The following is a 25706-nucleotide window of genomic DNA, read 5'->3' on the forward strand; positions in this document are numbered from 1 at the left end:
AGTGCGCCGATACCGCCGCGAGCGACTGCCTGATCAGCGATCGGGCAGGGTGATATTGAGTTCCAGAATCGAACAGCTGCCCTGGCTTTCCAGAGCGACCTGTACCTGGTCAGACTCGATATTGACGTATTTACGGATCACTTCCACCAGCTCTTTCTGCAGCGCAGGAAGGTAGTCCGGGGTACTGCGTTGGCCGCGTTCGTGAGCAACGATGATCTGTAGACGCTCTTTCGCGACCGAGGCCGTGCTTCCTTTTTTGCGGTCACGAAAGAAGTCAAAAATATTCATTAATTACCCCCGAACAGGCGTTCAAAGAATCCTTTCTTATGCACATCCAGAAACCGGTGCTCAAGTGTTTTGCCCAGCAGGCGGTCAACCGCATCGCTGTAGGCCTGACCCGCATCGCTCTGGTCATCGAGAATGACCGGCACGCCCTGATTGGAGGCTTTCAGTACAGCCTGGGATTCGGGGATCACGCCGAGCAGGGTAACGGCAAGGATTTCCTTGACGTCTTCCACGCCGAGCATTTCGCCCTTGCTGACGCGCTCAGGGTTGTAGCGGGTCAGCAGCAAGTGTTCCTTGATCGGGTCTTCGCCACGTTCGGCGCGACGCGATTTGCTGGCCAGCAGGCCCAGCATGCGGTCGGAGTCACGTACCGACGAGACTTCAGGGTTGGTCACGACGATGGCTTCGTCGGCGAAGTACATGGCCAGGTGAGCACCGGTTTCGATACCGGCCGGCGAATCGCAGACGATGTATTCGAAGGATTCCTTCAGCTCCATGAGGACTTTTTCAACGCCCTCCTTGGTCAGTGCTTCCTTGTCACGGGTCTGGCTGGCGGCCAGCACAAACAGGCCTTCGATCTTCTTGTCCTTGATCAGCGCCTGTTGCAGGTTGGCTTCGCCATTGACCACGTTGACGAAGTCATACACGACACGACGTTCGCAACCCATGATCAGGTCGAGGTTACGCAGGCCGACGTCGAAGTCGACGATGACTGTCTTGTGGCCGCGCAGTGCGAGACCGGTACCGATGGCGGCGCTGGTGGTGGTCTTGCCCACACCACCCTTGCCGGATGTAACAACGAGAATCTTGGCCAAGGTGTATCACCCCTAGAGGAAAAGGACATTGAGTCCCTGAAAGGCATCTCCTGGCGCCGCGCCCGCCGAAGCATTCTGGAAATCCTGGGGTCTGATTCCGGAAAGCTAGCACTAAGCTATTACTTTCGACTCATATACCCGCTGAAAAGCAGTGCTTTTCAGAACTTCCTGCCGCCTTCACGACAATTTCGCGACGAATCAGAGATGCTTTGAAAATTGCGGCAGTATCCGTTAAAGACGAATGATGTTCAACACATCACCTGACAAGCTGATCTGGACCGGCGAGCCCCATAACGGGTCCCTGCGCAAGTCCTCGGACACCTTGTATTGCCCGGCAATCGAAATCAGCTCGGCACTCAACTGCTGACAGAAGATCCGTGCCTTGGTATCGCCCTTTATTCCCGCCAGTGCCCTACCACGCATCGGGCCGTAGACATGGATGTTTCCATCGGCGAGAAGTTCCGCACCGGGACTGACCGGCGCGACTACCACCAGGTCGCCGCCCTGAGCGTAGATCTGCTGACCGCCGCGTACCGGAGCGGTTATCACGCGGGTCGGCTTGATCAGTGGCTCTGGCGGTTTTTCCGGGATTTTTTTCGGGGCTTCGGCCTCGATCGGGTCGATCACGCGCTCACGTGCGCCGGACGGCGGCAGCACCGGGAGGTCGACGGCAATCGCTGCGGCAATGTCTTCGATACGGTTGGCGCGGATCGCCAGGGTGCGCAGGCCATGCTGGCGACAGATACGCACCAGACCCGGTAGATCCACCGGGCCTTCGTTCGGTGCGAGTTTGTCCAGAGCCAGGATCAGCGGCGTATTGCTGAAGAAGTTGGGGGCTTGTGCCACCTTGGCCGCCAACTGCCTGTCGAGCGCTTCAAGGTTGGTTCGGGCCAGCTCCATCACGGTGATGGCGAGCATGCTGCCCTTGAGCTGAAATACAGGTTCCGGGTTTTGCGATTCAATCTGGCTCATGGTTGATATACACAACAGCTTGTCGCTAAAAGTGCCGAGACTTATAGCGAGAACGCCCGCGAGCCGCAAGCGGCCAGAACCGTTGTAGAATGCGCGGCCTTTGTTCTGACGGAAGCCCAAATGGATCGCCCGCGTCTTAAAGCCAGTTTCCTTCACCCCCGTTTCTGGCCGCTATGGCTGGGGCTGGGGCTCTTGTGGCTGATTGTTCAATTGCCATTTCGCGTTCTGCTGGTCATCGGTCGGGCACTGGGCGCCATCATGTACCGTGTGGCCACTGATCGAAAAAAAATCGCGTCACGCAATCTGGAGCTGTGCTTCCCGCATTTGTCCGCGGCCGAGCGCAAGCGTCTGCTCAAGGAAAACTTCGCCTCCACCGGGATTGCCTTCTTCGAGATGGCCATGAGCTGGTGGTGGTCGAAAAAACGTCTGGCCAGGCTTGCCCACGTCGAAGGGCTCGAGCATTTGCAGAGTGCCCAGGAAAAAGGCGAGGGCGTGATTCTGATGGCGCTGCATTTCACCACGCTGGAAATCGGCGCGGCACTGCTGGGCCAGCAGCACACCATTGACGGCATGTATCGCGAACACAAGAGCCCGTTGTTCGACTTCGTCCAGCGTCGCGGACGCGAGCGCCATAACCTTGATTCACTGGCTGTCGAGCGCGATGACGTACGCGGCATGCTCAAGTTGCTGCGCGCCGGTCGGGCGATCTGGTACGCGCCGGATCAGGACTATGGCGCCAAACAGAGCATTTTTGTGCCGCTGTTCGGCATCCAGGCCGCGACCGTGACCGCCACCAGCAAATTCGCCCGCCTGGGCCGTGCGCAGGTTGTGCCCTTCACTCAGCGGCGTCTGGCAGACGGTAGCGGTTACCGGCTGGTGATTCATCCGCCGCTGGACAACTTTCCGGGTGAGAGCGACGAAGCCGATTGCCTGCGCATCAATCAATGGGTGGAAAAAGCCGTCACTGAATGCCCGGAACAATATCTTTGGGCCCATCGACGCTTTAAAAGTCGACCAGCCGGTGAACAGAAGCTATATGAGAAGCATAGATAAAAAGCGTCGTTGATCACCGAGGTCAGTCGTAGATGCAGGATCGCGCAGTAACGAGCAGTGCAGTAAGTGGTGTCGAGCCTGTAACCGGGCTGATTTTATCGGGTGGCGGGGCGCGTGCGGCCTATCAGGTCGGCGTACTGGCAGGCATTGCCGACCTGCTGCCGCCCGGTTCGCCCAATCCCTTTCCGGTCATCGTCGGTACGTCGGCTGGCGCGATCAATGCCGTCAAGCTGGCCAGTGGCGCGCTGCATTTTCGGATTGCCATCCATCAATTGACCGAATTCTGGCAGTCATTTCGCAGCCATCAGGTGCTGCGCAGCGACTGGTCCGGAGTGATTCATCAGGCCAGCCGTTTTTTCGGTCGCAGTCTGCTGGGGTTTGGACGAAACATCCCGGTTGCCTTGCTCAACAGTTCGCCCCTGCGTGATCTGCTCAATGAGCGGCTGGACCTGTCCGGAATCGAAGCCGCCATCGACGCTCATCATTTGCGTGCAGTGGCGGTGACTGCCTTCGGTTACGAATCGGGTCAGGCGGTCACGTTTTATCAGGGCCGCGGTACGATCGAACCCTGGCTGCGCCATCGCCGTATCGGCCGTCCGACGCAATTGACCGTGGATCACTTGCTCGCCAGTTCAGCCATTCCCTTGCTGTTCGCCCCCGTGATGCTCGACGAGGAATACTTTGGCGACGGGGCCGTGCGTCAGTCGGCACCGATCAGCCCGGCGCTGCACCTGGGCGCCAATCGTGTTCTGGTGGTCGGCGTGAGCGGCAACCCGCGCGGCCTTAAAGCCGAAAGACCGGCACCCCGCGCGCCACGCGGCGCTCAGCCAAGCCTGGCGCAGATCAGCGGCCACATGCTCAACAGCACGTTCATCGACAACCTGGAAAGCGATATCGAGCTGCTCGAACGCTTGAACACCGCCAGTGCGTTGCTGCCCGAGGATCAGGTCAGGCAGCCGGGCATGGAGCCGGTGGAAGTGCTGGTGATTTCGCCGAGCCGTCCGCTGGATGAGATTGCGGCCCGCCACCGCCGCGAATTGCCCCCCGCACTGCGCACGTTCCTGCGCGGGCCGGGTGCGACCAAGAGCAGCGGCGCCAGTGTGCTGAGCTATCTGCTGTTCGAGTCAGGTTATTGCAGCGAATTGATCGAACTGGGGCGTCACGACGCCATTGCTCAGGGTGCCGAACTGAAGCGCTTTCTGCGTCTGGAATAACTCGGCGAGACAGAGGCGGGGCCTCTGTCTCTTGATCAGCGTGCGCAGGGCTCAGTGAGCGAAGTCGTCACGCCGTCAGACGATCTTCCCGGAAGTCACGAATCGCCTGCTCGATCTCTTCCTTGGTGTTCATCACAAAGGGGCCGTACTGCACGATCGGTTCACGCAGGGGCTTGCCTGCAATCAGCAACAGCCGCGCACCAGCGGCGCTGCTGATCTGCACCTCACCGATGTCGGATAGGCGTGCCATTTGGCGTTTACCGATCGGCTGGGTGCTGCCTTCCAGCTCGACACTGCCTTCATAGACGTACAGCAGCACAAGGTGCCCTTCGGGTACGTGCGGGCTGATATGGCTGCCGGCAGGCATATCAAAGTCAAAGTACAACGGCTCGGTGTCCGGACGCTGTACTGCCCCGGCCTGGCGAACCTGGCCATCGTCGAAATGCCCGGCCAATACCACCACTTGTACACCGGTCTGGGTGGTGACACTCGGAACGTTTTCCGGCTGGATGTCCTGGTAGCTGGCATCGCTCAATTTGTTCTTGCCCGGCAGGTTCAGCCAGAGCTGAAAGCCGCGCATGGTGCCTTCTTCCTGTTCAGGCATTTCGCTGTGAATGATCCCGCGTGCCGCCGTCATCCACTGCACACCGCCGCTCTGCAGAAGGCCGACATTGCCCATATGGTCTTCATGACGCATACGGCCTTCAAGCATGTAGGTCACCGTTTCGAAGCCACGGTGCGGGTGAGGTGGAAAACCGGCGATGTAGTCATCCGGCTTGTCTGACCCGAACTCGTCCAGCATCAGAAACGGATCGAACTGCTCCACGCCACGTCCGCCGAAGACGCGCGTCAGCTTGACGCCCGCGCCATCGGACGCTGGTTGACCCGCTTGAATGGACAGGACTTTACGAAATTGAGTCATGGGAGACAGAGCACTCCTTATCAGGTTATACGAAGTGTCATGGTATGCCTGTCCATTCGATAAATTTATTCGAATGCCGGGAAAGAATGATCGTATTGGTCGATAGGTTGCGCTGCATGACGCAGTGGCGCGGAGTGACCGGCAGCCTGCCCGGAATGATCTCCGGGGCAGGCTTGAAGCCAGAGGATGCTCAGTGCTTGCTGCCCTGTGTCGACATGCTCAGCAGCTGTTTCTCCTGATTCCAGTCGAACGGTTCCTCGTTCTGCTCCGCTTCGTAGCGGCGTTCTTCCAGCGCCTGATACAGCTCGATTTCATCATCCGGCATGAAGTGCAGGCAGTCACCGGCGAAGAACCACAGCAGGTCGCGCGGTACCAGATGCGCGATTTGCGGATAGCGCTGGATGACCTGGCAGAGGATGTCCTGACCCAGGTACTGGCTTTCGATGGGGTCCTGCGGCAACAGCTCGACCAGTTCGTCGAAACGCTCCATGAACAGCGCGTGGCTTTCTTCCGGAACCTGCTCGGCCTCGCCCAGCGCGACCAGAATGCTGCGCAAGTGTGCCAGCAGGCCAAGTTGGTGATCGAGAGTGGCGTCGGCCATTGGGTAATCCTCAAATGCAAAAACAGGCGCGAGAGTATAAAGCTTTACGCGCCTGCTGTGTGGTGCGACCTGACTATCAGCGAATCTTGCCGGCTGCCAGGGTCAGTTCTTCCTTGTCGAAATCATCCACATCAATCACCTTGCGGCGGGCTGCCTCGGCGGTACGCAGGGTTTGCGCTTCGTCGGCCTGCAACACACCGATGCGCAGCGCGGCGTCGATGACAGGCTCGCCAGCGTCCGGCTTGACCTGACCACTCTTGATTGCCACTTGCAGCTTCTTGTGCAGCGGATACGCAGCGCTGAGCAGGTCGATGGCTTGTTGCAGCGCGCCGACCGGATCGTCTGCCGATTGCGGGCGATAGCAGCCTGCCAGCAACTCTTCCAGCGTCGGATCGCCCTTGGCGCGGCCCAGCACCTGGGCAACTTCCGCATCAAGCTTGTCCGATGGCCCCTTGTGCCGGCGACCGAACGGGAACACTACGGCACGCAGCACCCCACCCAGTATGCGGTTGGGGAAGTTGCTGAGGATCTCGTCCATCGCACGTTCCGAATGCCCCAGGCTTTCTTCCATGGCCCAGCGGAACAACGGGCTCATATGGTCCGGCGAACCGAGGTCGTGATAACGCTTGAGCGCTGCCGAGGCCAGGTACATATGGCTGAGCACGTCACCCAGGCGGGCCGAAAGGCGTTCGCGGCGTTTCAATTCGCCACCCAGCAGCATCATGCTCAAGTCGGCGAGCATCGCGAACGCTGCTGCCTGACGGTTGAGCGCGCGGAAATAGCCCTGGCTCAAGCCGTTACCCGGCGCTCTTTCGAAATGACCGAAGCCCAGGTTGAGGATGAAGGTGCTGGCGGCATTGCTCACCGCAAAACCGATGTGTTTGAGCAGCAGGCTGTCAAACTCGATCAGCGCCTGCTGCTTGTCTTCGCGCCCGGCGAGGGCCATTTCCTTGAGCACGAACGGATGGCAGCGAATCGCGCCCTGGCCGAAAATCATCAGGTTGCGCGAGAGTATGTTGGCGCCCTCGACCGTGATGAATATCGGCGCACCTTGCCAGTTGCGACCCAGGTAATTGTTCGGGCCCATGATGATGCCCTTGCCGCCATGCACGTCCATGGCGTGACCGATACACTCGCGACCGCGCTCGGTCAGGTGATACTTGAGGATTGCAGAGAGCACCGAAGGCTTCTCGCCCAGGTCGACCGCATTGGCGGTCAGCATGCGCGCGCTGTCCATCAGCCAGGCATTGCCACCGATACGCGCCAGCGCTTCCTGGATGCCTTCGAACGCCGAGATAGGCACGTTGAATTGCTCACGCACCTTCGCGTACTGGCCAGTGACCAAGCTGGTGTACTTGGCTGCGCCGGTGCCGACTGCCGGCAGCGAGATCGAACGACCCACCGACAGGCAGTTCATCAGCATCATCCAGCCTTTGCCCAGCATCGGCTGACCACCGATCAGGTAGCTCAGCGGGATGAACACGTCCTTGCCCGAGTTGGGGCCGTTCATGAACGCTGCGCCCAATGGCAGGTGACGGCGGCCGATTTCCACGCCGGGCGTGTCGGTCGGAATCAGCGCCAGGCTGATGCCCAGATCTTCTTTTTCGCCGAGCAGGTGCTCAGGGTCGTGGGCCTTGAAGGCCAGACCCAGCAGGGTGGCGACCGGGCCGAGGGTGATGTAGCGTTTTTCCCAGGTCAGGCGCAGACCGATGACTTCTTCGCCCTGCCACTGACCCTTGCAGATGATCCCGGTGTCGGTCATCGCGCCTGCATCGGAACCGGCCAGCGGACCGGTCAGCGCGAAGCAGGGGATGTCTTCACCGCGTGCCAGACGTGGCAGGTAATGATTGCGTTGCTCGTCGGTGCCGTAATGCAGCAGCAATTCGGCCGGGCCGAGGGAGTTGGGCACCATCACCGTGGACGCCAGGTCGCCGCTGCGGGTGGCCAGCTTCATGGCTACCTGGGAGTGGGCGTAGGCGGAGAAGCCCTTGCCTCCGAATTCCTTGGGAATGATCAGCGCGAAAAAGCCGTGCGCTTTCATGTGCGCCCAGGCTTCAGGCGGCAGATCCATGGCCTGGCCGATTTCCCAGTCGCTGACCATCGCGCAGAGTTCTTCGGTCGGCCCGTCGATAAAGGCCTGTTCCTCTTCGGTCAGTTGGACTTTCGGGTAGGCCAGCAGCTTGTCCCAGTCCGGGCGACCGCTGAACAGCTCGCCATCCCACCAGACCGTGCCGGCATCGATCGCATCACGCTCGGTTTGCGACATCGGCGGCAGGACTTTTTGAAACCAGCTGAACATCGGCGCAGTGAAATGCTTGCGGCGAAGATCGGGCAGCATTACCGGTATGAACACTGCCAGCCAGAGCAACCAGAACATCGTCAGCAGCCATCCTGGCGCGTGACTGAAAATGCCCATGGCCAGCAGGTAGACAGCTACCACGCCAAGCGCCGGGAGCGGGGCGGTTCGCCGATGAGCCAGCCAGGCAATGCCGACGACCAGCACAACAATCCACAACAACAGCATAAGTATTCCTCCGTGATGACCGCCACTGTGGCGGCGATCAAACTGGTCGCCGGGCAGTGGTGAGGCGACATCGATAGTGACCCCTGGTTGACGAGGAAGTTGCCGCCGCTTCGGGGTAGACTGTGAGCCTTTATTTATCAGCGACTGCGAGGGGAACGCAATGCTCAAGATCTGGGGACGGAAGAATTCCAGCAATGTGCGCAAGGCACTCTGGATTGCCGAGGAAGTGGGCGTACCCTACGAGACGCAGGACGCCGGTGGTGCATTATTCGGCCTGGTCAACGAAGCGGCCTATCGCGCGAAAAACCCCAACGGCCGGATTCCGATGATCGAAGACGGCGACTTCGTGATGTGGGAGTCCAACGCCATCGTGCGCTATCTGGCCGCCCGCCATGCCCCCGATTCTGATTTATACCCCGCTGATCTGCAGGCCCGTGCCAACGCAGAGAAGTGGATGGACTGGACCACCTCGACCATCGCCGCGCCGTTCAGCCCGGTGTTCTGGGGTGTAATACGCACGCCCGCCGATAAACATGACTGGCCGGCCATCGAGCAAGGCATCAAGACGCTGCACAGCCTGCTGCTGGTGGCCGACGAGGCGCTGTCGCGACAGCCCTATCTGTCTGGCGATGCGTTCGGCATGGGTGATATTCCCTTGGGATGCTTCGCCTACGGCTGGTTTGAAATGCCGATTGAACGTCCGCCGCTGCCTCACCTCCAAGCCTGGTATGAACGTCTCAAGACTCGCCCGGCTTATCGCAAGGCGGTCATGACCCCTTTAACCTGAGCATGTGATGTGAACAGGTGATAGGGCTGATCGGGCGCATGTCCGGCGCTCGATATTTACTATTAACAGATGTGTCTGTACTTGAACGGCGCAGCCAAGCACCATTGCGCGGCTGGGTCGTCACGGCAGGCGGCTGGTGACAGTCATCTTCAATTCCTTTTTCTGATGAGTACCTTTCCCGATATGTCTTCCGCTCTGTCCATTCGGCAGCTAACCAAAACCTACGGCAACGGTTTCCAGGCCTTGAATGGCATCGATCTGGACGTCGCCGAAGGTGATTTCTTCGCCTTGCTGGGCCCCAACGGCGCTGGCAAATCCACCACCATCGGCATCATCTCGACGCTGGTCAACAAGACCAGCGGTACGGTGAATATCTTTGGCCACGACCTGGATCGCGAGCCCGCTGCGCTCAAGCGTTGCATCGGTGTCGTGCCGCAGGAGTTCAACTTCAACCAGTTCGAGAAGACCCTGGACATCGTCGTCACTCAGGCGGGCTACTACGGCATCCCGGCGAAAATCGCCAAAGAGCGCGCCGAGCAGTACCTGACGCAGCTGGGGCTTTGGGAAAAGCGCGATGTGCCTTCTCGTTCGCTGTCCGGCGGCATGAAGCGGCGTCTGATGATCGCCAGTGCGCTGATTCATGAGCCGCGCCTGCTGATCCTCGACGAACCCACCGCAGGCGTGGACATCGAGTTGCGCCGTTCGATGTGGACCTTTCTGACCGAGCTGAACAGCAAAGGCATCACCATCATCCTCACCACGCACTACCTGGAAGAGGCTGAACAGCTGTGCCGCAACATCGGCATCATTGACCACGGGGTGATCGTGCAGAACACCGGCATGAAGCAGCTGCTCAGCACGTTGACCGTCGAGACGTTCGTGCTCGATCTCAAGGCCTCCTGGCAGACCGCGCCACAACTGCCCGGTTTCCCTTGCCGCCTGCTCGACAGCCACACCCTGGAAGTGCAGGTCGACAAGAACGTCGGCATCACTGCGCTGTTCAGCCAGTTGGCCTTCCAGAACATCGAAGTCTTGAGCCTGCGTAATAAATCCAATCGCCTTGAGGAGTTGTTTGTGTCCCTGGTGGAAAAAAACCTCGCGAAGGTGGCGGTATGACCGTATCCAACGGCGAGTTGCGCCCCAACCTGATTGCCCTGAAAACCATCGTCTACCGTGAAGTGCACCGCTTCATGCGGATCTGGCCGCAGACCCTGCTGCCGCCAGCCATCACCATGGTTCTGTACTTCGTCATCTTCGGTAACCTCATCGGTCGCCAGATCGGCGACATGGGCGGCTTTACCTACATGCAGTACATCGTGCCGGGGCTGATCATGATGTCGGTGATCACCAACTCCTACGGCAACGTGGTCTCGAGCTTCTTCGGTGCCAAGTTTCAGCACTCCATCGAAGAACTGATGGTCTCGCCGGTCTCGCCGCACACCATTCTGGTCGGTTACACCCTGGGCGGTGTGTTGCGTGGTCTGATGGTCGGTTTCATCGTCACCATGCTGTCGATGTTTTTCACTGACCTGCAAGTGCACCACTTGGGCGTGACCATTCTGGTGGTGGTGTTGACCGCGACGATTTTCTCGCTGCTGGGGTTCATCAACGCAGTGTTTGCACGCAACTTCGATGACATCTCGATCATTCCGACCTTCGTCCTGACCCCGCTGACCTATCTGGGTGGCGTGTTCTACTCGATCAGCCTGTTGCCGCCGTTCTGGCAGACCGTGTCGCTGGCCAACCCGGTCCTGCACATGGTCAATGCCTTCCGCTACGGCATTCTGGGCGTCTCCGACATCAAGATCAGCATCGCTCTGGCGTTCATGATCGTGGCGACCTTCGTGCTGTATATCGGCTGCGCCAGGTTGCTGGTGAGCGGTCGCGGTATGCGTCAGTAACACATTGGCTTCGACCCGCCAGACTGGCGGGTCGAGCGCTGGCCGGGAGCGGCCGTTCAGATTCTGCAACACACCACCTCTTCCGACATTTCCCCGGTGCGCTGATCCTTGAGGCTTTCCGCTGCAAGGAACCGTCATGCGCACAGGGATGATCGCGCTTGCGCTCGGGCTGCTTGCCCTGCGTTTTCTACCGGCGTTGCCGCCGACCTGGCTATTGCTGTTGATGCCGATACTGGCGTTGATGCTGCTGCCGTTCCGTACCTATCCACTGGCGTTGTTCCTGCTCGGTTTCACTTGGGCCTGCGTGTCGGCGCAGTGGGCGTTGAGTGACCGGTTGGCGCCGCGTCTCGATGGTCAGACGCTGTGGATGCAGGGCAAGGTGGTCGGTTTACCGAGTGTCGCCGAAGGTGTGGTGCGTTTCGAACTGGAAGGTGCCACGTCACGACGTGCCAGGCTGCCCGCGCGAATCAGGGTGGCCTGGTACGGCGGCCAGCCGGTGAGCAGCGGCGAGCGCTGGCGTATGGCGGTCAAACTCAAGCGACCGGCCGGGCTGGTCAATCCGGATGCTTTCGACTATGAAGCCTGGCTGCTGGCGCAGCGCATCGGTGCGACCGGCACGGTAGTGGATGGTCAGCTATTGGCACCCGCGCGTGCCGCCTGGCGCGATGCCATTCGTCAGCGCCTGCTGGCGGTCGATGCGCAGGGCCGGGAGGGTGGTCTGGCAGCGCTGGTGCTGGGCGATGGCTCAGGGCTATCGAGCACCGACTGGCAGGTGTTGCAGGATACCGGCACTGTGCATCTGCTGGTCATTTCCGGTCAGCACATCGGGTTGCTGGCCGGGGTGATTTACGCCTTGGTCGCAGGTCTGGCGCGCTGGGGGCTGTGGCCGCGCTTTTTGCCCTGGCTGCCGTGGGCGTGTGCACTGGCGTTCAGCGCTGCACTGGGCTACGGACTGCTGGCCGGTTTCGAGGTGCCGGTCCGGCGCGCCTGTGTGATGGTCGCGATGGTGCTGCTGTGGCGCTTGCGTTTTCGCCATCTGGGTGTGGTCTGGCCCTTGTTGCTGTCCTTCAACACGGTGCTGATCTTCGAGCCGCTGGTGACGCTGCAGCCGGGTTTCTGGCTGTCCTTCGCAGCGGTCGGCATTCTGATCCTGATTTTCAGCGGACGTCTCGGTGCCTGGCGCTGGTGGCAAAGCTGGACACGGGCGCAATGGCTGATCGCCGTTGGCTTGTTGCCGATCCTGCTGGCGCTGAACCTGCCGATCAGCCTCAGTGGGCCGTTTGCCAACTTGCTTGCCGTCCCTTGGGTCAGCGTGATCGTCCTGCCTCCGGCATTGCTCGGAACGCTGTTGCTGCCGGTCCCTGTGGTCGGGGAAGGTCTGCTGTGGCTGGCGGGCGGGGCGCTGCAGTGGCTGTTCGTGTTCCTCGACGCGGTGGCTGCCGCATTGCCGGCCTGGTTACCCAGTGCGGTGCCAATCTGGGCATGGTGGTTGAGCCTGCTCGGGGCCTTGCTCTTGTTGCTGCCCAAGGGCATACCCGTGCGGCCGCTGGGCTGGCCGTTGCTGTTGCTGTGCGTTTTTCCGCCACTCGAATCAGTGCCTGAAGGCCAGGTAGACGTGTTGCAACTGGATGTGGGGCAGGGCCTGGCGATTCTCCTGCGCACCCGCAACCACACACTCCTGTATGACGCAGGTCCACGTTTCGGTGAGTTCGATATCGGTCAGCGCGTGGTCGTGCCCGCCATGCGCAAGGCAGGTGTCCGCCATCTTGACCTGATGTTGATCAGCCATTCCGACGCCGACCATGCCGGAGGTGCGGCGGCGGTTCATCAGGCCTTTCCGGTGAGCCGGGTGCTGGGTGGCGAGCTGGCCAGACTCGCGCCGCAACTCGATGCCCGATTGTGCGAGAGCGGTGCACGCTGGGAGTGGGATGGCGTGGTGTTTTCCACGTGGCGCTGGGAGCAGGGGCCTAATGGCAATCCAGCCTCCTGCATCCTCAGCGTCGACGCCGGGGGCGAGCGTCTGCTGCTGGCCGGCGATATCGATGTGAACGCCGAGCGCGCGGCGATGGACAGCGGGTTCGACCTTCGTGCCCACTGGTTGCAGTCGCCACATCACGGCAGCCGGACCTCGTCGTCCAAAGCGTTTCTGCGCGCCGTGGCACCGGTAGGCGTGCTGATTTCCCGTGGTCGCAACAACGCGTTCGGTCACCCGCATCCGTTGGTCATGGCGCGCTATCGAGGCCTGGGCATCGCCAGTTACGACAGTGCCGAGCTGGGCGCGGTCCGCCTGCAACTGGGGACGTTCGGAACGCCACAGGCCGAGCGCGCGCAACGGCGCTTCTGGCGTGATTGAGTGAATGGATATCGATCTCGGCGTTCGGCACTTGGCGACCCTATGGTAGAGTGGCGCCAATTTTTCGAGGGAGTGATCACTGTGTGGGAACTGGTCAAATCTGGCGGCTGGATGATGCTGCCGATTATTCTGAGCTCCATCGCCGCCGCCGGCATCATCATCGAGCGCCTGTGGACGTTGCGTGCCAGCCGTATCACGCCACCGCACCTGCTCGGGCAGGTCTGGCAGTGGATTCAGGAAAAGAAGCTGGACAGCGAAAAGCTCAAGCAGCTGCGCGCGGACTCGCCGCTGGGTGAAATCCTGGCCGCAGGTCTGGCCAATTCCAGGCATGGTCGCGAGATCATGAAGGAATGCATCGAAGAAGCCGCTGCGCGGGTCATTCATGAGCTGGAGCGCTACCTCAGCGCACTGGGCTCGATCGCTGCCATGGCGCCGCTGCTTGGTTTGCTGGGCACCGTGCTGGGCATGATCGATATCTTCGGCTCGTTCAACAGCTCCGGGGCTACCGCCAACGCCGGCGTGCTGGCAGGTGGTATTTCCAAGGCGCTGATCTGTACGGCGTCGGGTCTTATCGTCGCGATCCCGGCGATCTTCTTTCATCGCTTTCTGCAGAGCCGCGTCGATGAGCTGGTGGTCGGCATGGAGCAACAGGCCATTCGTCTGGTTGAAGTGGTGCAGGGCGACCGCGATGTCGATCTGATCGACGCCAAGATCGATCTCAAGTCGCTGGCCAGAGCGGGCGGGGGCAAGAAGAAGTGAAATTTCGCCGTCGCAGACCCCGGGAAAACATCGACATCAATCTGGTCTCTCTGATTGATGTGGTGTTCATCCTGCTGCTGTTCTTCATTGTGACGACCACCTTCACTCGCGAAACCCAGTTGCGGGTGGATCTGCCACAGGCCGTTACCGGAACGCCGGACGTGGACGCCAGCGCCAAACAGCTGGACATCGCCATCAACGCCGACGGGATTTTCTCGCTGAACAATCAGTTGTTGCCGAAAAACGACCTGGCAACGCTGATCGAGGCGCTGCAGCGCGAATCGGCGGGCGATACCAGTCTGCCGCTGTCGATCAGTGCCGATGGCAAGACCCCGCACCAGTCGGTCATCACGGCCATGGATGCGGCGGGCAAGCTGGGCTTCAGTCACTTGCGCATGACCACTGTCGAGGCCACACCGGCTAACTGATGGCATTCACTGACCGTTTGCTCGACGCCTGGTACAAGGGCCACCCTGCGCTGGCGCTGTTGCGCCCGCTCGAAGGCCTTTACCGGCGTGTCGTAGAACGCAAACGGGCGCGGTTTGTGGCGGGCGAGGGGGATATCTACCGCGCGCCGGTGCCGGTTATCGTGGTGGGTAATATCACCGTCGGTGGCACTGGCAAGACGCCGTTGATTCTCTGGATGATCGAGCACTGCCGCCGTCGCGGCCTGCGTGTCGGTGTGGTCAGCCGCGGTTACGGCGCCACGCCGCCAAGCCTGCCGTGGCGCGTCCTGCCTGAACAAAGTGCCAGCGAGGCAGGGGACGAGCCCCTGCTCATCGTTCAGCGCTGCGGCGTGCCACTGATGATCGATCCGGATCGCAGTCGTGCCGTACAGGCCTTGCTCGCTGCCGAACCACTGGATCTGATTCTTTCCGACGACGGCTTGCAGCATTACCGTCTGGCTCGCGACCTGGAACTGGTGCTGATCGATGCCGCCCGTGGTCTGGGCAATCGCCGTTGTCTGCCTGCCGGGCCGTTGCGCGAACCGGTCGAGCGGCTGAGCAGTGTCGACGCCTTGCTTTATAACGGCGCGACGGCTGACAGGGACGACGGCTACGCCTTCAGGCTCAAGCCTTCGGCACTGATCAATCTGCGCAGTGGCGAACGTCAGCCGGTGGATTATTTCCCGGCCGGTCAGGCGCTGCATGCGGTCGCCGGAATCGGCAATCCCCAACGTTTCTTCAATACCCTCGAAGGATTACACTGGCAACCGGTGACTCACGCGTTCGCCGACCATGCTGTCTACAGCGCCGAAGCACTGACATTTGCACCTGCGTTGCCCTTGGTCATGACCGAGAAGGATGCGGTGAAATGCCGTGCCTTTGCCGCTGATGACTGGTGGTATCTGGCAGTGGATGCACTACCTTCCGATGCCTTTGTCGGTTGGTTCGACCAGCAACTGCTACGTCTTTCTCCATGATTGCTTCAGGATCTCCTATGGACACCAAACTACTCGATATCCTCGCTTGCCCTGTCTGCAAGGGACCATTGAAGCTCAGCGCCGACAAGACCGAGCTGATCAGCAAGGGCGCAGGTCTTGCCTATCCGGTGCGCGACGGCATCCCGGTGATGCTCGAAAGCGAAGCTCGTACCCTGAGCACCGACGAGCGGCTGGAAAAATGACCGCAGCGTTTACCGTTGTCATTCCGGCGCGCTACGGCTCCAGTCGCTTTCCGGGCAAGCCGCTGAAAACCATTGCCGGCAAACCCATGGTTCAGCTGGTCTGGGAGCAGGCGTGCAAGAGCAGCGCCGAACGTGTGGTGATTGCCACCGACGATGCGCGCATTGTCGAAGCCTGTCAGGCTTTTGGTGCCGAAGTGCTGCTGACGCGCGACGATCACAACTCCGGCACCGATCGTCTGGCTGAGGTGGCCGCGCAATTGGGCCTGGCGGCTGACGCGATTGTCGTCAATGTGCAGGGCGACGAGCCGATGATCCCGCCTGCGGTGATCGATCAGGTGGCGTCCAATCTGGCCGCTCATCCCGAAGCCGGCATGTCTACACTGGCCGAGCCTATCGACGACGTGGCCGCGTTGTTCAACCCCAACATCGTCAAGGTGGCTACGGACATCAACGGCTTGGCGCTGACGTTCAGCCGGGCTCCCTTGCCATGGGCGCGCGATGCGCTCGCAGCAAATCGTGACCAATTGCCTGCCGGTGTGCCTTATCGTCGGCATATCGGTATCTATGCCTACCGTGCGGGCTTTCTGCATGACTTCGTCAGTTGGGGGCCGTGCTGGCTGGAAAACACTGAAAGCCTGGAGCAATTGCGTGCGCTATGGAATGGCGTGCGGATTCACGTTGCCGACGCGCTTGAAGCGCCACCCGGTGGGGTCGATACGCCTGAAGACCTGGAGCGCGTAAGGCGCTTGCTGGAGGGTTGATGCGCTGCGTCCATTGCTTCGGGAAGGCGAGGGTATGACCTTGCAGGTGCAATCCGCGATTTCCCTCAAACCGTTCAATACGTTCGGTGTGGATGTTCAAGCCCGGCTATTTGCCGAAGCGCACAGCGATGACGATGTTCGCCAGGCGCTGGCCTATTCGGCCGAGCACGATGTGCCACTGCTGGTGATTGGCGGTGGCAGCAACCTGCTGCTCAGCGCTGACGTGCAGTCACTGGTCGTACGCATGGTCAGCCGCGGCATTCGCATCGTGCATGAGGACTGTCTCGAGTCGATTGTCGAGGCAGAGGCTGGCGAGCCCTGGCATCCGTTCGTGCAGTCCTGTCTGGAGCTGGGGCTGGCGGGGCTGGAAAACCTCAGTCTGATTCCAGGCACCGTTGGTGCGGCACCCATGCAGAACATCGGTGCCTATGGCGTCGAGATCAAGGATGTCTTCCATAGCCTGACTGCGCTGGATCGTGAAACGGGCGAATTGCGCGAGTTTTCTCTGGAGGACTGCGCGTTCGGCTACCGCGACAGCGTGTTCAAGCATCAGGTCGCGCGCTGGTTGATCCTGCGTGTGCGTTTCAAGCTCAGTCGCGTAGCTCGCCTGCACCTCGAGTATGGCCCGGTTCGTCAGCGTCTCGACGAGCTGGGTATTGATCGGCCGACGCCGTTCGATGTCAGCCGTGCGATCTGCGCCATTCGCAGTGAAAAGCTGCCTGACCCCGCGGTGCTGGGCAATGCCGGCAGTTTCTTCAAAAACCCGATTATCCCTGCCGAACTGTACGCAACGATCAAACAGCAACACCCAGGTGTCGTTGGCTACCCGCTGGACGATGGCCGGGTGAAACTGGCGGCCGGATGGCTGATCGAGCAGGCGGGCTGGAAGGGTTATCGCGATGGTGATGCTGGCGTGCACAAGCTTCAGTCGCTGGTGCTGGTCAACTATGGGCAGGCCAGTGGCTTGCAGCTGCTGAGTCTGGCGCGCCGTATCCAGACCGACATCGCCGAACGTTTCGGTGTCGAGCTGGAGATGGAGCCGAACCTCTACTGATAGCCTGAAGATGGTCTCTTGTGGGAGCGAGCCTGCTCGCGAAGGGATCAGATCAAGCGCTGTGTATTGAAGATGAACGCAGTGTAGCCCTCAATCAACGGGCATGAAAAAGCCCCGCCTGTTTGCACAGGCGGGGCTTTTTCATGGGCCGGGATTAGGCGAGGGGTTTAGGCTCGTTTTCTTTCTCGGCTTCATGTTGCGGTTTGACTGCTGGTTGCTCAGTGGCCGCTTCTTCGGTCTTTTCCCCGGCTGCCGGTGAAGGCTGGGCCGATTCTGCTTCAGCAGCAGGCGCTGCCTCGACGACTGGAGCGCTAGCAGCAGCGGCTTCCTGTTGACGACGTGCTTCTTCTTCACGCTTGCGGCGACGAACTTCACGAGGATCGTTCGGTGCGCGGCCCGTGCTGCTGACCACTGGTGCAGGCGCTGCTTCTTCAGCCGCAGGTGCCTGCTCTAGTGGGGCAGGTGCCTGTTCTTCAACGACCGGCTGAGGCGCGACGTAAGGAGCAGGCTCTTCTTTCACGGCTACCGGCTCGACGGCAGCAGCAGGTGCAGGCGTTGGCAGTTCGGATGATTCGGTGGCTGGCACTTCCTCATGAGCCGCTGCTTCGACCGGCGCCTGTGGTGCTGGCTCTGGCGTCGGCTTGAACGGCACTACGCGTTCTGCGTGAGGTGCTTCGAACAGTTCGGACTGCGCAGCAATGGCCGGGGCTTCGACCGCTGCCGGCTGAACTTCAACCTCTGGAGCAGGCTGTGCTACAGGAGCATCGTCCGCTACAGGGGCTTCAACGGCAGGTGCCTCGACAGTCGGTTCGGCAACGGTCGGTGCTTTTTCGGCAGTCGGTGCTTCGGTGGCTGGCGTTTCAGCTACTGGCGTTTCAGTCACAGGCGCTTCGGTCGCAGATGCTTTGGCAGCAGCTGCCTGATGCGCTGGCTCGGCGTCTGCAGCGGCGGCGTTGCTGTTGGCACGTTCGGCCTGCTGATGCGCGTCGGCTTCGGCAGGCGCGCTGATCACGCTGCTGGCAGCGGAAGCTGCGGCGGTGAAGCCCAGACCCGCCGACAGGTCGGTGGCGCTGCCTTCTTCTTCGTTGCCGTTCTCTTCGGAGCCTTCGATCACGTTGCCATTGGCATCGCGCTGACGCTCACGACGATTGCTGCGACGACGCTGGCCACGCGAGCGGCGGCGAGGGCGGTCGCCTTCGCTACCGTCGTTGCCTTCCTGGTTCTCGTCATTGATCTGCTCTTCGTTGAGCAGCACTTCCTCTTCGCTCACGGCAGCCGCGGCCTGTTCGGCGCGTGGTTGACGTTCTTCACGAGGGGCGCGCGGCTGGCGCTCTTCGCGTGGTGCGCGTTCAGGACGCTCCTCGCGAGCGAGGTTCACCGCAGGGGCTGCATCCAGAGGCTCGCGCAGTTCGCGAACCGGGCGATCTTCGCGCGCTTCACGCGGCTTGCGCTCGCGGGTGGTACGGGCTGGACGCTCTTCGCGCGGTGCCGACTCCTCGCGGGCTTCACGCGGTTCGCGAACGGTGCGCTCTTCACGAGGTGCACGCTCTTCACGAGGTGCGCGCTCTGCACGCTCTTCGCGGGGGGCGCGTTCTTCACGAGGCTTGCGCTCTTCGTCGCGGCGATTGTTGCGGCCACGGCTCTGCTGGCGGCCGTTGCGGCGTTCCTCGTTGCGGGCTGGACGCTGTTCTGCAACAGGCTTCTCAACCACAACCGGAGCGACAGGCTCTTCCTTGGTCGCGAACAGGCTGACCAGGGATTTCACCAGACCCTTGAACAGGCTTGGCTCGTGAGCGGCAGGTGCCGGTGCAGGCGTTGCCGCAGGGGCAGCGGCTTCTACCGGGACCGGCGCATTGGCGCGAGCCGGAGCAGTCTTGACGGCCGCTTCCTGACGAACCAGGGTGCGGGTTGCGGCGGCCAGTGGTGCAATTTCTTCCACTTCGGCAGCGGCAGCAGCGATTTCATAGCTGGTCTGGCTGCTGTGCGCTTCAGGGCTGTCATCACGCAGACGCTGAACTTCGAAGTGCGGCGTTTCCAGCTGATCGTTCGGCAGAATGATGATGCGCGCACGGGTGCGCAGTTCGATCTTGGTGATCGAGTTGCGTTTTTCGTTGAGCAGGAAAGCCGCGACCGGAATCGGCACCTGAGCGCGCACTTCGGCAGTGCGGTCTTTCAGGGCTTCTTCTTCGATCAGGCGCAGGATGGCCAGCGACAGCGATTCAACATCACGGATGATGCCGGTGCCGTTGCAGCGAGGGCAGACGATGCCGCTGCTTTCGCCCAGCGATGGACGCAGGCGCTGACGGGACATTTCCAGCAGACCGAAGCGCGAAATGCGACCGATCTGCACGCGGGCACGGTCGGCTTCCAGGCTTTCGCGGACTTTCTCTTCCACGGCGCGCTGGTTCTTGGCCGGCGTCATGTCGATGAAGTCGATGACGATCAGGCCGCCGATGTCACGCAGACGCAGTTGACGGGCGATTTCCTCAGCCGCTTCAAGGTTGGTCTGCAGGGCGGTTTCTTCGATGTCGCTGCCTTTGGTGGCGCGCGCCGAGTTGATGTCGATGGACACCAGGGCTTCGGTCGGATCGATGACGATGGAGCCACCGGAAGGCAGTTCGACTACGCGCTGGAAGGCGGTTTCGATCTGGCTTTCGATCTGGAAGCGGTTGAACAGCGGAACGCTGTCTTCGTACAGCTTGATCTTGCTGGCGTACTGCGGCATCACTTGACGGATGAACGTCAGCGCTTCTTCCTGGGCTTCGATGCTGTCGATCAGGACTTCACCGATATCCTGACGCAGGTAGTCACGGATGGCGCGGATGATGACGTTGCTTTCCTGGTAGATCAGGAAAGGGGCGGAGCGATCGAGGGACGCTTCCTTGATGGCGGTCCACAGTTGCAGCAGGTAATCGAGGTCCCACTGCATTTCTTCGCTGCTGCGGCCCAGGCCGGCAGTACGAACGATCAGGCCCATGTCGGCTGGCGCGATCAGGCCGTTGAGGGCTTCACGCAGTTCGTTGCGCTCTTCGCCTTCGATACGGCGCGAGATACCGCCGGCACGAGGGTTGTTCGGCATCAGAACCAGATAGCGGCCTGCGAGGCTGATGAAGGTGGTCAGGGCTGCGCCCTTGTTGCCACGCTCTTCTTTCTCGACCTGAACGATGACTTCCTGGCCTTCGCTCAGGACGTCCTTGATGTTGACGCGGCCTTCAGGGGCTTTCTTGAAGTACTCGCGGGAGATTTCCTTGAGGGGCAGGAAGCCGTGGCGCTCAGAGCCGAAATCGACAAAGGCAGCCTCGAGGCTGGGTTCGATGCGAGTGATTCGGCCTTTATAGATGTTGGCCTTCTTCTGCTCGCGTGCACCTGACTCGATGTCCAGGTCGTAGAGGCGCTGGCCGTCTACCAGTGCAACACGCAACTCTTCGGGTTGAGTTGCGTTAATCAGCATTCTTTTCATGTAGTACCGTCGGTTTCCGGGCTGCCGGAAACGGCGTTCGGCACACACGACTTCTCACGGTCGGTGTCAGGGCACGTCAGGAGTGGTTGGACACTCCAGTGTCTAGCGAGGTCCTCGCCCAGAGGGGGCGGAGGGTCGCGACGACGTTTCCTGCTTGCTGTGGTGGCATAAGACACCCCTTTCAGCAAAAGCTTTGTCAGGAGGAGGAATCGACCATCGGTAGCGGACGAGATGAAGCGTCTAGAACAAGCCTTGTGCTACACAGTCCGATGGTTGTGCGTCTCCACCCTACACGTATCCCTGATAATTCGGGTGCTGCCGCGCGCAGAATCCGCAGCGGGTTGGCATTTACCGCGACCTTCGATAGGGAAGGTCGCGCATCATGGCTTGAGGCGTTGTTCCCGAAGCATTCGCTCGTAGCGTCTGAAAGCGACTGCACTTTGTGAACTGGCCATGAACTGTCCGCACTGGCCGCGAGCTGTCTGCTCTGCGGTCAGGCGTGTTTCCGGCCTCATGTCACCTGCGCTCGTTACGTTTTCAGCGTGCTCCGTTGTCACCGAACACTGCGTAGGACGGCCTCCCGTCCTTGTGAATTGCGTTGGTCAGGGCCGGTTGTCAACCGTTGGTCCGCTGTCCGGCCGCTTTTGGCGGCGTTCGCGACTATAGCAGCAATCATTAAGTGCTTCAAATCCATAAAAAATTGTTATCATTTGCGGCATGACGAATATTGCCCCTCCAACCCCCGGCGTCCAGCTGGTTGAGGTTGCCCCGGAACTTGCCGGTCAACGCATCGATAATTTTCTGATCACTTATCTCAAGGGTGTACCCAAAACCTTGATTTACCGCATTTTGCGCAAAGGCGAAGTGCGTGTGAACAAGGGGCGGATCAAGCCGGAGTACAAGTTGCAGGCAGGCGATATCGTGCGCATTCCTCCTGTGCGCGTGCCTGAGCGCGACGAGCCTGTGCCGGTCGCGCAGGCACTGTTGCAGCGTCTCGAAGCTGCGATCGTTTACGAAGACAAGGCGCTTATCGTGCTCAACAAGCCCGCAGGTATCGCCGTGCATGGCGGCAGCGGCCTGAGTTTTGGTGTGATCGAAGCGTTTCGCCAGTTGCGCCCGGATGCCAAGGAGCTCGAACTGGTGCACCGTCTCGATCGCGACACGTCCGGTCTGCTGATGATTGCCAAGAAACGCAGCATGCTGCGTCATCTGCACGAAGCCCTGCGCGGCGACGGCGTCGACAAGCGCTACATGGCGCTGGTCCGCGGTAACTGGGCAACGGCCCTGAAGCAGGTGCGTGCGCCGCTGATGAAAAGCAACCTGCGCTCCGGCGAGCGCATGGTCGAAGTGAATGAAGAGGGCAAGGAGGCTCTGACGATTTTCAAGGTGCTGCGTCGTTTTGGCGACTTTGCCACCATGGTCGAAGCCAAGCCGGTCACCGGACGTACCCACCAGATCCGCGTGCACACCTTGCACGCGGGTCATGCGATTGCAGGTGACACCAAGTACGGTGACGAGAATTTCAGTCGCGAAATTCGCGATCTGGGCGGCAAGCGTCTGTTTCTGCACGCCTACATGCTGACGGTGCCGATGCCCGATGGCAGCAAGCTTAATGTGCAGGCGCCTGTCGATGACATGTGGGCCAAAACAGTGGAGCGTTTGAGTGCGCCGTGATTACGATCTGTTGATTTTCGACTGGGACGGCACACTGGCCGACTCGGTCGGGCGCATCGTCCTGTCCATGCGCACGGCGGCCATCGAGACCGACCTTGAAGTTCGTGACGATACGGCGATCAAGGGGATTATTGGCCTGGGGCTGCCCGAGGCGATTCGAACCCTGTATCCGCAGATCAGCGGCAACCAGCTGATCGATTTTCGGCAGCGCTACGCGGACAGTTACATGGCGATGGATAACGTGCCGTCGCCGCTGTTCGACGGTGTGGTGGAGTCGATGCAGGCGTTTCGCGAGGACGGCTATCGTCTGGCGGTCGCTACCGGCAAGGCGCGTCGTGGGCTTGATCGTGTGCTGAAGGCCAATGGCTGGCAGGATTACTTCGATGTCACCCGGGCAGCCGACGAGACCGCCAGCAAGCCTGATCCGCTGATGTTGAACGAGATCATGGCGCACTGTGAGGTTACGCCGCAGCGTTCGCTGATGATCGGCGATGCTTCGTTCGATCTGCTGATGGCTCGCAACGCCGGTATGGATTCGGTTGCGGTGGGCTATGGCGCTCAGCCGCTGGAGTCGCTGCGTCAGTTCGAGCCGCGGCTGGCTATCGAGCATTTTTCCGAGCTGCGCACCTGGTTGAACGGGCGCAGCGTCTAGTTTTCGGGTTGGAGTGATTGGAACATGTCTGACGAATGGAAGGCACCCGTTTCGCAAGGCGCGGACGAGGGCATCAATGGCAGGGAAGAGGCGAAGAGCTGGAAGCTTCTTGAAAAGACGCTGCTGGCCAGTGTTCAGGAGCAGCGCCGCGCGCGTCGCTGGGGGATCTTTTTCAAGCTGCTGACGTTCGCGTTCCTGTTTGTTGCAGTGATCGTCCCGATGCTGGATTTCGAGGGCGGCACTTCTCGTCGTTCCAGCCACACTGCGCTGATCGATGTGCAGGGCGTGATTGCCGACAAGGAAGCGGCCAGTGCCGAGAACATTGTCACTGCGCTGCAGAAGGCCTTCGAGGATGAAAAGACCAAGGGTGTGATTCTGCGAATCAACAGCCCCGGTGGCAGTCCTGTGCAGTCGGGCTATGTCTACGACGAAATCCGTCGTCTGCGCGCGGCGAAGCCGGACATCAAGGTGTATGCGGTCATTACCGATCTCGGTGCTTCGGGGGCTTATTACATCGCCAGTGCCGCTGACCAGATTTACGCCGACAAGGCCAGTCTTGTGGGGTCGATCGGTGTGACGGCAGCAGGTTTCGGCTTTGTCGGTGCCATGGATAAGCTCGGCGTTGACCGCCGTACCTATACTTCCGGCGAGCACAAGGCATTCCTTGATCCGTTCCAGCCGCAGAAGGCTGATGAAACGCAGTTCTGGCAGGGTGTGCTGGACACGACTCATCGCCAGTTCATCGCCAGTGTCAAACAGGGTCGTGGCGACCGGCTGAAGGACAAGGATCACCCGGAGCTGTTCTCCGGGCTGATCTGGACCGGCGAGCAGGCTGTCGCGCTGGGTCTGGTGGATGGTCTGGGCAGTGCAAGTTATGTTGCGCGTGACGTAATCAAGGAAAAGGACATCGTCGAGTACACCGTCGAAGAGTCGCCTTTTGATCGCTTTTCGAAAAAACTCGGCACCAGTATCGCCGAGCGAATTGCCATGCTGGTCGGTTTCAACGGCCCAAGCCTGCGTTGATGGCTTGATGCAGAAATAAAGAACCCGGCCAATGGCCGGGTTCTTTGTCTGAGTCTCAGGGTACGCTGAGGCCTTCCTTTATTAGCATGTCCACCAGGCGTATCAGCGGCAGGCCGATCAGGCTGGTCGCATCGCTGCCTTCGGTGCTGCGAAACAGGCTGACGCCAAGGCCTTCTGCCTTGAAGCTGCCTGCGCAGTCATAGGGCTGTTCAGCATGCAGGTAGCGTTCGATGCTGGCCCGGTCGAGTTCGCGCATGTGTACTGTAAAAGGCACGCAGTCGACCTGGCACTCGCCGGTCGAGCTGTTGAGCAGGGCCAGACCGGTCAGGAAGGTCACGCTTTTGCCGCTCGCTGCCGTCAGCTGTTCCAGTGCGCGTTCGAAGCTGTGCGGTTTGCCCAGGACCTGTTCGTCAAGAACGGCGACCTGGTCGGAGCCGATGATCAGGTGGTGTGGATGTTCCGCGGCCAGCGCCTGGGCCTTCTCCAGGGCAAGGCGTTGTACGAGGTCGAATGCGGCCTCGTTCGGTCGCCGGCTTTCATCGATATCCGGAGACCTGCAGGTGAATGGCAGGCGCAGGCGGGCGAGCAGTTCGCGGCGGTATGAGGAGCTGGAAGCGAGGAGCAGGGATGGCATGCGGTTCTCCGTAGGCTGAGCGTTGATTCTAAAGAGTGGCCGGAGTGACGAACAGGCCTGAATTTCCTTTGACATGCCCGGGGGGCATCCCTAGAATGCTGCGCCTATGTTGAATGACCCGATTCCATCTCACGTTGACCCGCGCAAATTGTCCGATCGCGGCACTACCCTTCAGGGTGAAGTGCTGCTGGGCGATCTGAAGAGACTCTGCGACCCGCTGGCCGACACTGTCGGTACGGTGCAGGCGAAATTCGTTTTTGAGCGTGACGAACGCCGTTCTGTGGTTATCCACAGTTCGATAGACGTCCCGGTCAAGATGGTTTGCCAGCGTTGTCTTGAGCTGGTGACCCTGCCGATCCACAGCGAATGCAGTTACGCCGTGGTGAAGGAGGGTGCGAATACCCAGTCGTTACCGAAAGGTTATGACGTGCTGGAACTGGGCGAAGATCCTTTGGATCTGCTGGCATTGATCGAGGAGGAGCTATTGCTCGCCTTGCCCATTGTGCCTGCTCATCATCCTGAAGAATGCCAGCAACCGGCGGGTCTCGATGAGCCCGAACCGAGCGTGGACGAGGTAACGCGGTCCAACCCGTTCAGTGTATTGGCGCAGTTAAAGCGTGACCCAAACGTTTAGGA

The 25706-nt window shown here is 60.5% G+C and carries 24 protein-coding genes; 16 read left to right on the plus strand and 8 right to left on the minus strand.

All coding sequences use genetic code 11. The features are described from left to right. Positions 1–33: 33 nt before the first annotated feature. The 3 genes from minE to minC all read right to left on the minus strand — a co-directional run bounded on the left by minE (position 34) and on the right by minC (position 2072). Positions 34–288 carry a cell division topological specificity factor MinE gene (gene minE, locus PCPL58_RS09835; RefSeq protein WP_003317453.1) on the minus strand — a complete coding sequence of 85 codons (255 nt, stop codon included), beginning with the start codon at positions 286–288 and terminating at the stop codon, positions 34–36. Further along, positions 288–1100: a septum site-determining protein MinD gene (gene minD, locus PCPL58_RS09840; RefSeq protein ID WP_003317454.1), complete on the minus strand. Its 813-nt coding sequence runs from the start codon at positions 1098–1100 to the stop codon at positions 288–290. The genes minE and minD overlap by 1 nt, the downstream gene beginning before the upstream one ends. A 231-nt stretch (positions 1101–1331) precedes the next feature. After that, positions 1332–2072 carry a septum site-determining protein MinC gene (gene minC, locus PCPL58_RS09845; RefSeq protein WP_010432596.1) on the minus strand — a complete coding sequence of 247 codons (741 nt, stop codon included), beginning with the start codon at positions 2070–2072 and terminating at the stop codon, positions 1332–1334. A gap of 120 nt (positions 2073–2192) precedes the next feature. Between minC and PCPL58_RS09850 the strand changes: the two genes are divergently transcribed. Continuing rightward, positions 2193–3125 (plus strand): lipid A biosynthesis lauroyl acyltransferase, encoded by a 933-nt coding sequence (locus tag PCPL58_RS09850; RefSeq protein ID WP_003430968.1) that lies wholly within the window; start codon positions 2193–2195, stop codon positions 3123–3125. 32 nt (positions 3126–3157) lie between these two features. Then, positions 3158–4339 carry a patatin-like phospholipase family protein gene (locus PCPL58_RS09855; protein WP_054080800.1) on the plus strand — a complete coding sequence of 394 codons (1182 nt, stop codon included), beginning with the start codon at positions 3158–3160 and terminating at the stop codon, positions 4337–4339. Between the two features lie 67 nt (positions 4340–4406). On the opposite strand, the gene PCPL58_RS09860 is transcribed toward PCPL58_RS09855, so the two are convergent. From PCPL58_RS09860 to PCPL58_RS09870, 3 genes are all read right to left on the minus strand, one after another. Further along, positions 4407–5261: a pirin family protein gene (locus PCPL58_RS09860; RefSeq protein WP_065349313.1), complete on the minus strand. Its 855-nt coding sequence runs from the start codon at positions 5259–5261 to the stop codon at positions 4407–4409. A 190-nt stretch (positions 5262–5451) separates the two neighbouring features. Further along, positions 5452–5862, minus strand: a complete 411-nt coding sequence (locus PCPL58_RS09865; RefSeq protein WP_003317460.1) for a PA2817 family protein — start codon at positions 5860–5862, stop codon at positions 5452–5454. 76 nt (positions 5863–5938) lie between these two features. Then, positions 5939–8386, minus strand: a complete 2448-nt coding sequence (locus PCPL58_RS09870) for an acyl-CoA dehydrogenase (RefSeq protein ID WP_065349314.1) — start codon at positions 8384–8386, stop codon at positions 5939–5941. A gap of 160 nt (positions 8387–8546) precedes the next feature. Here PCPL58_RS09870 and PCPL58_RS09875 point away from each other — a divergent pair, with 160 nt between their 5' ends. The 10 genes from PCPL58_RS09875 to murB all read left to right on the plus strand — a co-directional run bounded on the left by PCPL58_RS09875 (position 8547) and on the right by murB (position 17627). After that, positions 8547–9173, plus strand: a complete 627-nt coding sequence (locus PCPL58_RS09875; protein ID WP_065349315.1) for a glutathione S-transferase — start codon at positions 8547–8549, stop codon at positions 9171–9173. Positions 9174–9356: 183 nt separating this feature from the next. Beyond that, a complete protein-coding gene (locus PCPL58_RS09880; RefSeq protein ID WP_065351032.1) occupies positions 9357–10289 on the plus strand; it encodes an ABC transporter ATP-binding protein in 933 nt (310 codons plus the stop codon). Then, the gene (locus PCPL58_RS09885) at positions 10286–11074 is read left to right on the plus strand and encodes an ABC transporter permease (RefSeq protein WP_065349316.1); all 789 of its coding nucleotides are present in this window, start codon (positions 10286–10288) and stop codon (positions 11072–11074) included. Before PCPL58_RS09880 ends, PCPL58_RS09885 begins: the two co-directional genes overlap by 4 nt. Positions 11075–11210: 136 nt before the next feature. Next, entirely contained in the window at positions 11211–13427 is a 2217-nt protein-coding gene (locus PCPL58_RS09890; protein WP_065349317.1) for a DNA internalization-related competence protein ComEC/Rec2, read from the plus strand. An 81-nt stretch (positions 13428–13508) separates the two neighbouring features. Beyond that, positions 13509–14186: a MotA/TolQ/ExbB proton channel family protein gene (locus PCPL58_RS09895; protein WP_003430973.1), complete on the plus strand. Its 678-nt coding sequence runs from the start codon at positions 13509–13511 to the stop codon at positions 14184–14186. Beyond that, the gene (locus PCPL58_RS09900) at positions 14183–14614 is read left to right on the plus strand and encodes an ExbD/TolR family protein (RefSeq protein WP_003409582.1); all 432 of its coding nucleotides are present in this window, start codon (positions 14183–14185) and stop codon (positions 14612–14614) included. Before PCPL58_RS09895 ends, PCPL58_RS09900 begins: the two co-directional genes overlap by 4 nt. Then, positions 14614–15609 (plus strand): tetraacyldisaccharide 4'-kinase, encoded by a 996-nt coding sequence (gene lpxK / locus PCPL58_RS09905; protein ID WP_065349318.1) that lies wholly within the window; start codon positions 14614–14616, stop codon positions 15607–15609. The genes PCPL58_RS09900 and lpxK overlap by 1 nt, the downstream gene beginning before the upstream one ends. A 17-nt stretch (positions 15610–15626) precedes the next feature. Then, positions 15627–15812 carry a Trm112 family protein gene (locus PCPL58_RS09910; protein WP_002552679.1) on the plus strand — a complete coding sequence of 62 codons (186 nt, stop codon included), beginning with the start codon at positions 15627–15629 and terminating at the stop codon, positions 15810–15812. Then, the gene (gene kdsB / locus PCPL58_RS09915) at positions 15809–16573 is read left to right on the plus strand and encodes a 3-deoxy-manno-octulosonate cytidylyltransferase (RefSeq protein ID WP_003317470.1); all 765 of its coding nucleotides are present in this window, start codon (positions 15809–15811) and stop codon (positions 16571–16573) included. The genes PCPL58_RS09910 and kdsB overlap by 4 nt, the downstream gene beginning before the upstream one ends. A 34-nt stretch (positions 16574–16607) precedes the next feature. Beyond that, positions 16608–17627 (plus strand): UDP-N-acetylmuramate dehydrogenase, encoded by a 1020-nt coding sequence (gene murB, locus PCPL58_RS09920; protein ID WP_065349319.1) that lies wholly within the window; start codon positions 16608–16610, stop codon positions 17625–17627. A gap of 154 nt (positions 17628–17781) precedes the next feature. Here murB and rne read toward each other — a convergent pair whose 3' ends face one another. Next, the gene (rne, locus tag PCPL58_RS09925; protein WP_065349320.1) at positions 17782–21078 is read right to left on the minus strand and encodes a ribonuclease E; all 3297 of its coding nucleotides are present in this window, start codon (positions 21076–21078) and stop codon (positions 17782–17784) included. A gap of 726 nt (positions 21079–21804) precedes the next feature. Between rne and rluC the strand changes: the two genes are divergently transcribed. From rluC to sppA, 3 genes are read left to right on the plus strand one after another with little or no spacing between them, the layout of a single operon-like run. Beyond that, the gene (rluC, locus tag PCPL58_RS09930; RefSeq protein WP_003317474.1) at positions 21805–22761 is read left to right on the plus strand and encodes a 23S rRNA pseudouridine(955/2504/2580) synthase RluC; all 957 of its coding nucleotides are present in this window, start codon (positions 21805–21807) and stop codon (positions 22759–22761) included. Beyond that, on the plus strand, positions 22751–23413 hold the full coding sequence (locus tag PCPL58_RS09935; protein WP_065349321.1) for an HAD-IA family hydrolase: 663 nt from the start codon (positions 22751–22753) through the stop codon (positions 23411–23413). The genes rluC and PCPL58_RS09935 overlap by 11 nt, the downstream gene beginning before the upstream one ends. 24 nt (positions 23414–23437) lie before the next feature. After that, positions 23438–24436: a signal peptide peptidase SppA gene (gene sppA / locus PCPL58_RS09940; RefSeq protein WP_003368394.1), complete on the plus strand. Its 999-nt coding sequence runs from the start codon at positions 23438–23440 to the stop codon at positions 24434–24436. Between the two features lie 55 nt (positions 24437–24491). On the opposite strand, the gene PCPL58_RS09945 is transcribed toward sppA, so the two are convergent. Then, positions 24492–25070: a Maf family protein gene (locus PCPL58_RS09945; protein ID WP_065349322.1), complete on the minus strand. Its 579-nt coding sequence runs from the start codon at positions 25068–25070 to the stop codon at positions 24492–24494. A gap of 106 nt (positions 25071–25176) precedes the next feature. On the opposite strand from PCPL58_RS09945, the gene PCPL58_RS09950 reads away from it, so the two are divergent. Next, positions 25177–25704 (plus strand): YceD family protein, encoded by a 528-nt coding sequence (locus PCPL58_RS09950; protein WP_002552687.1) that lies wholly within the window; start codon positions 25177–25179, stop codon positions 25702–25704. Positions 25705–25706: the final 2 nt, after the last annotated feature.

This window comes from Pseudomonas cerasi (assembly GCF_900074915.1).
GTDB lineage: Bacteria > Pseudomonadota > Gammaproteobacteria > Pseudomonadales > Pseudomonadaceae > Aquipseudomonas > Aquipseudomonas cerasi.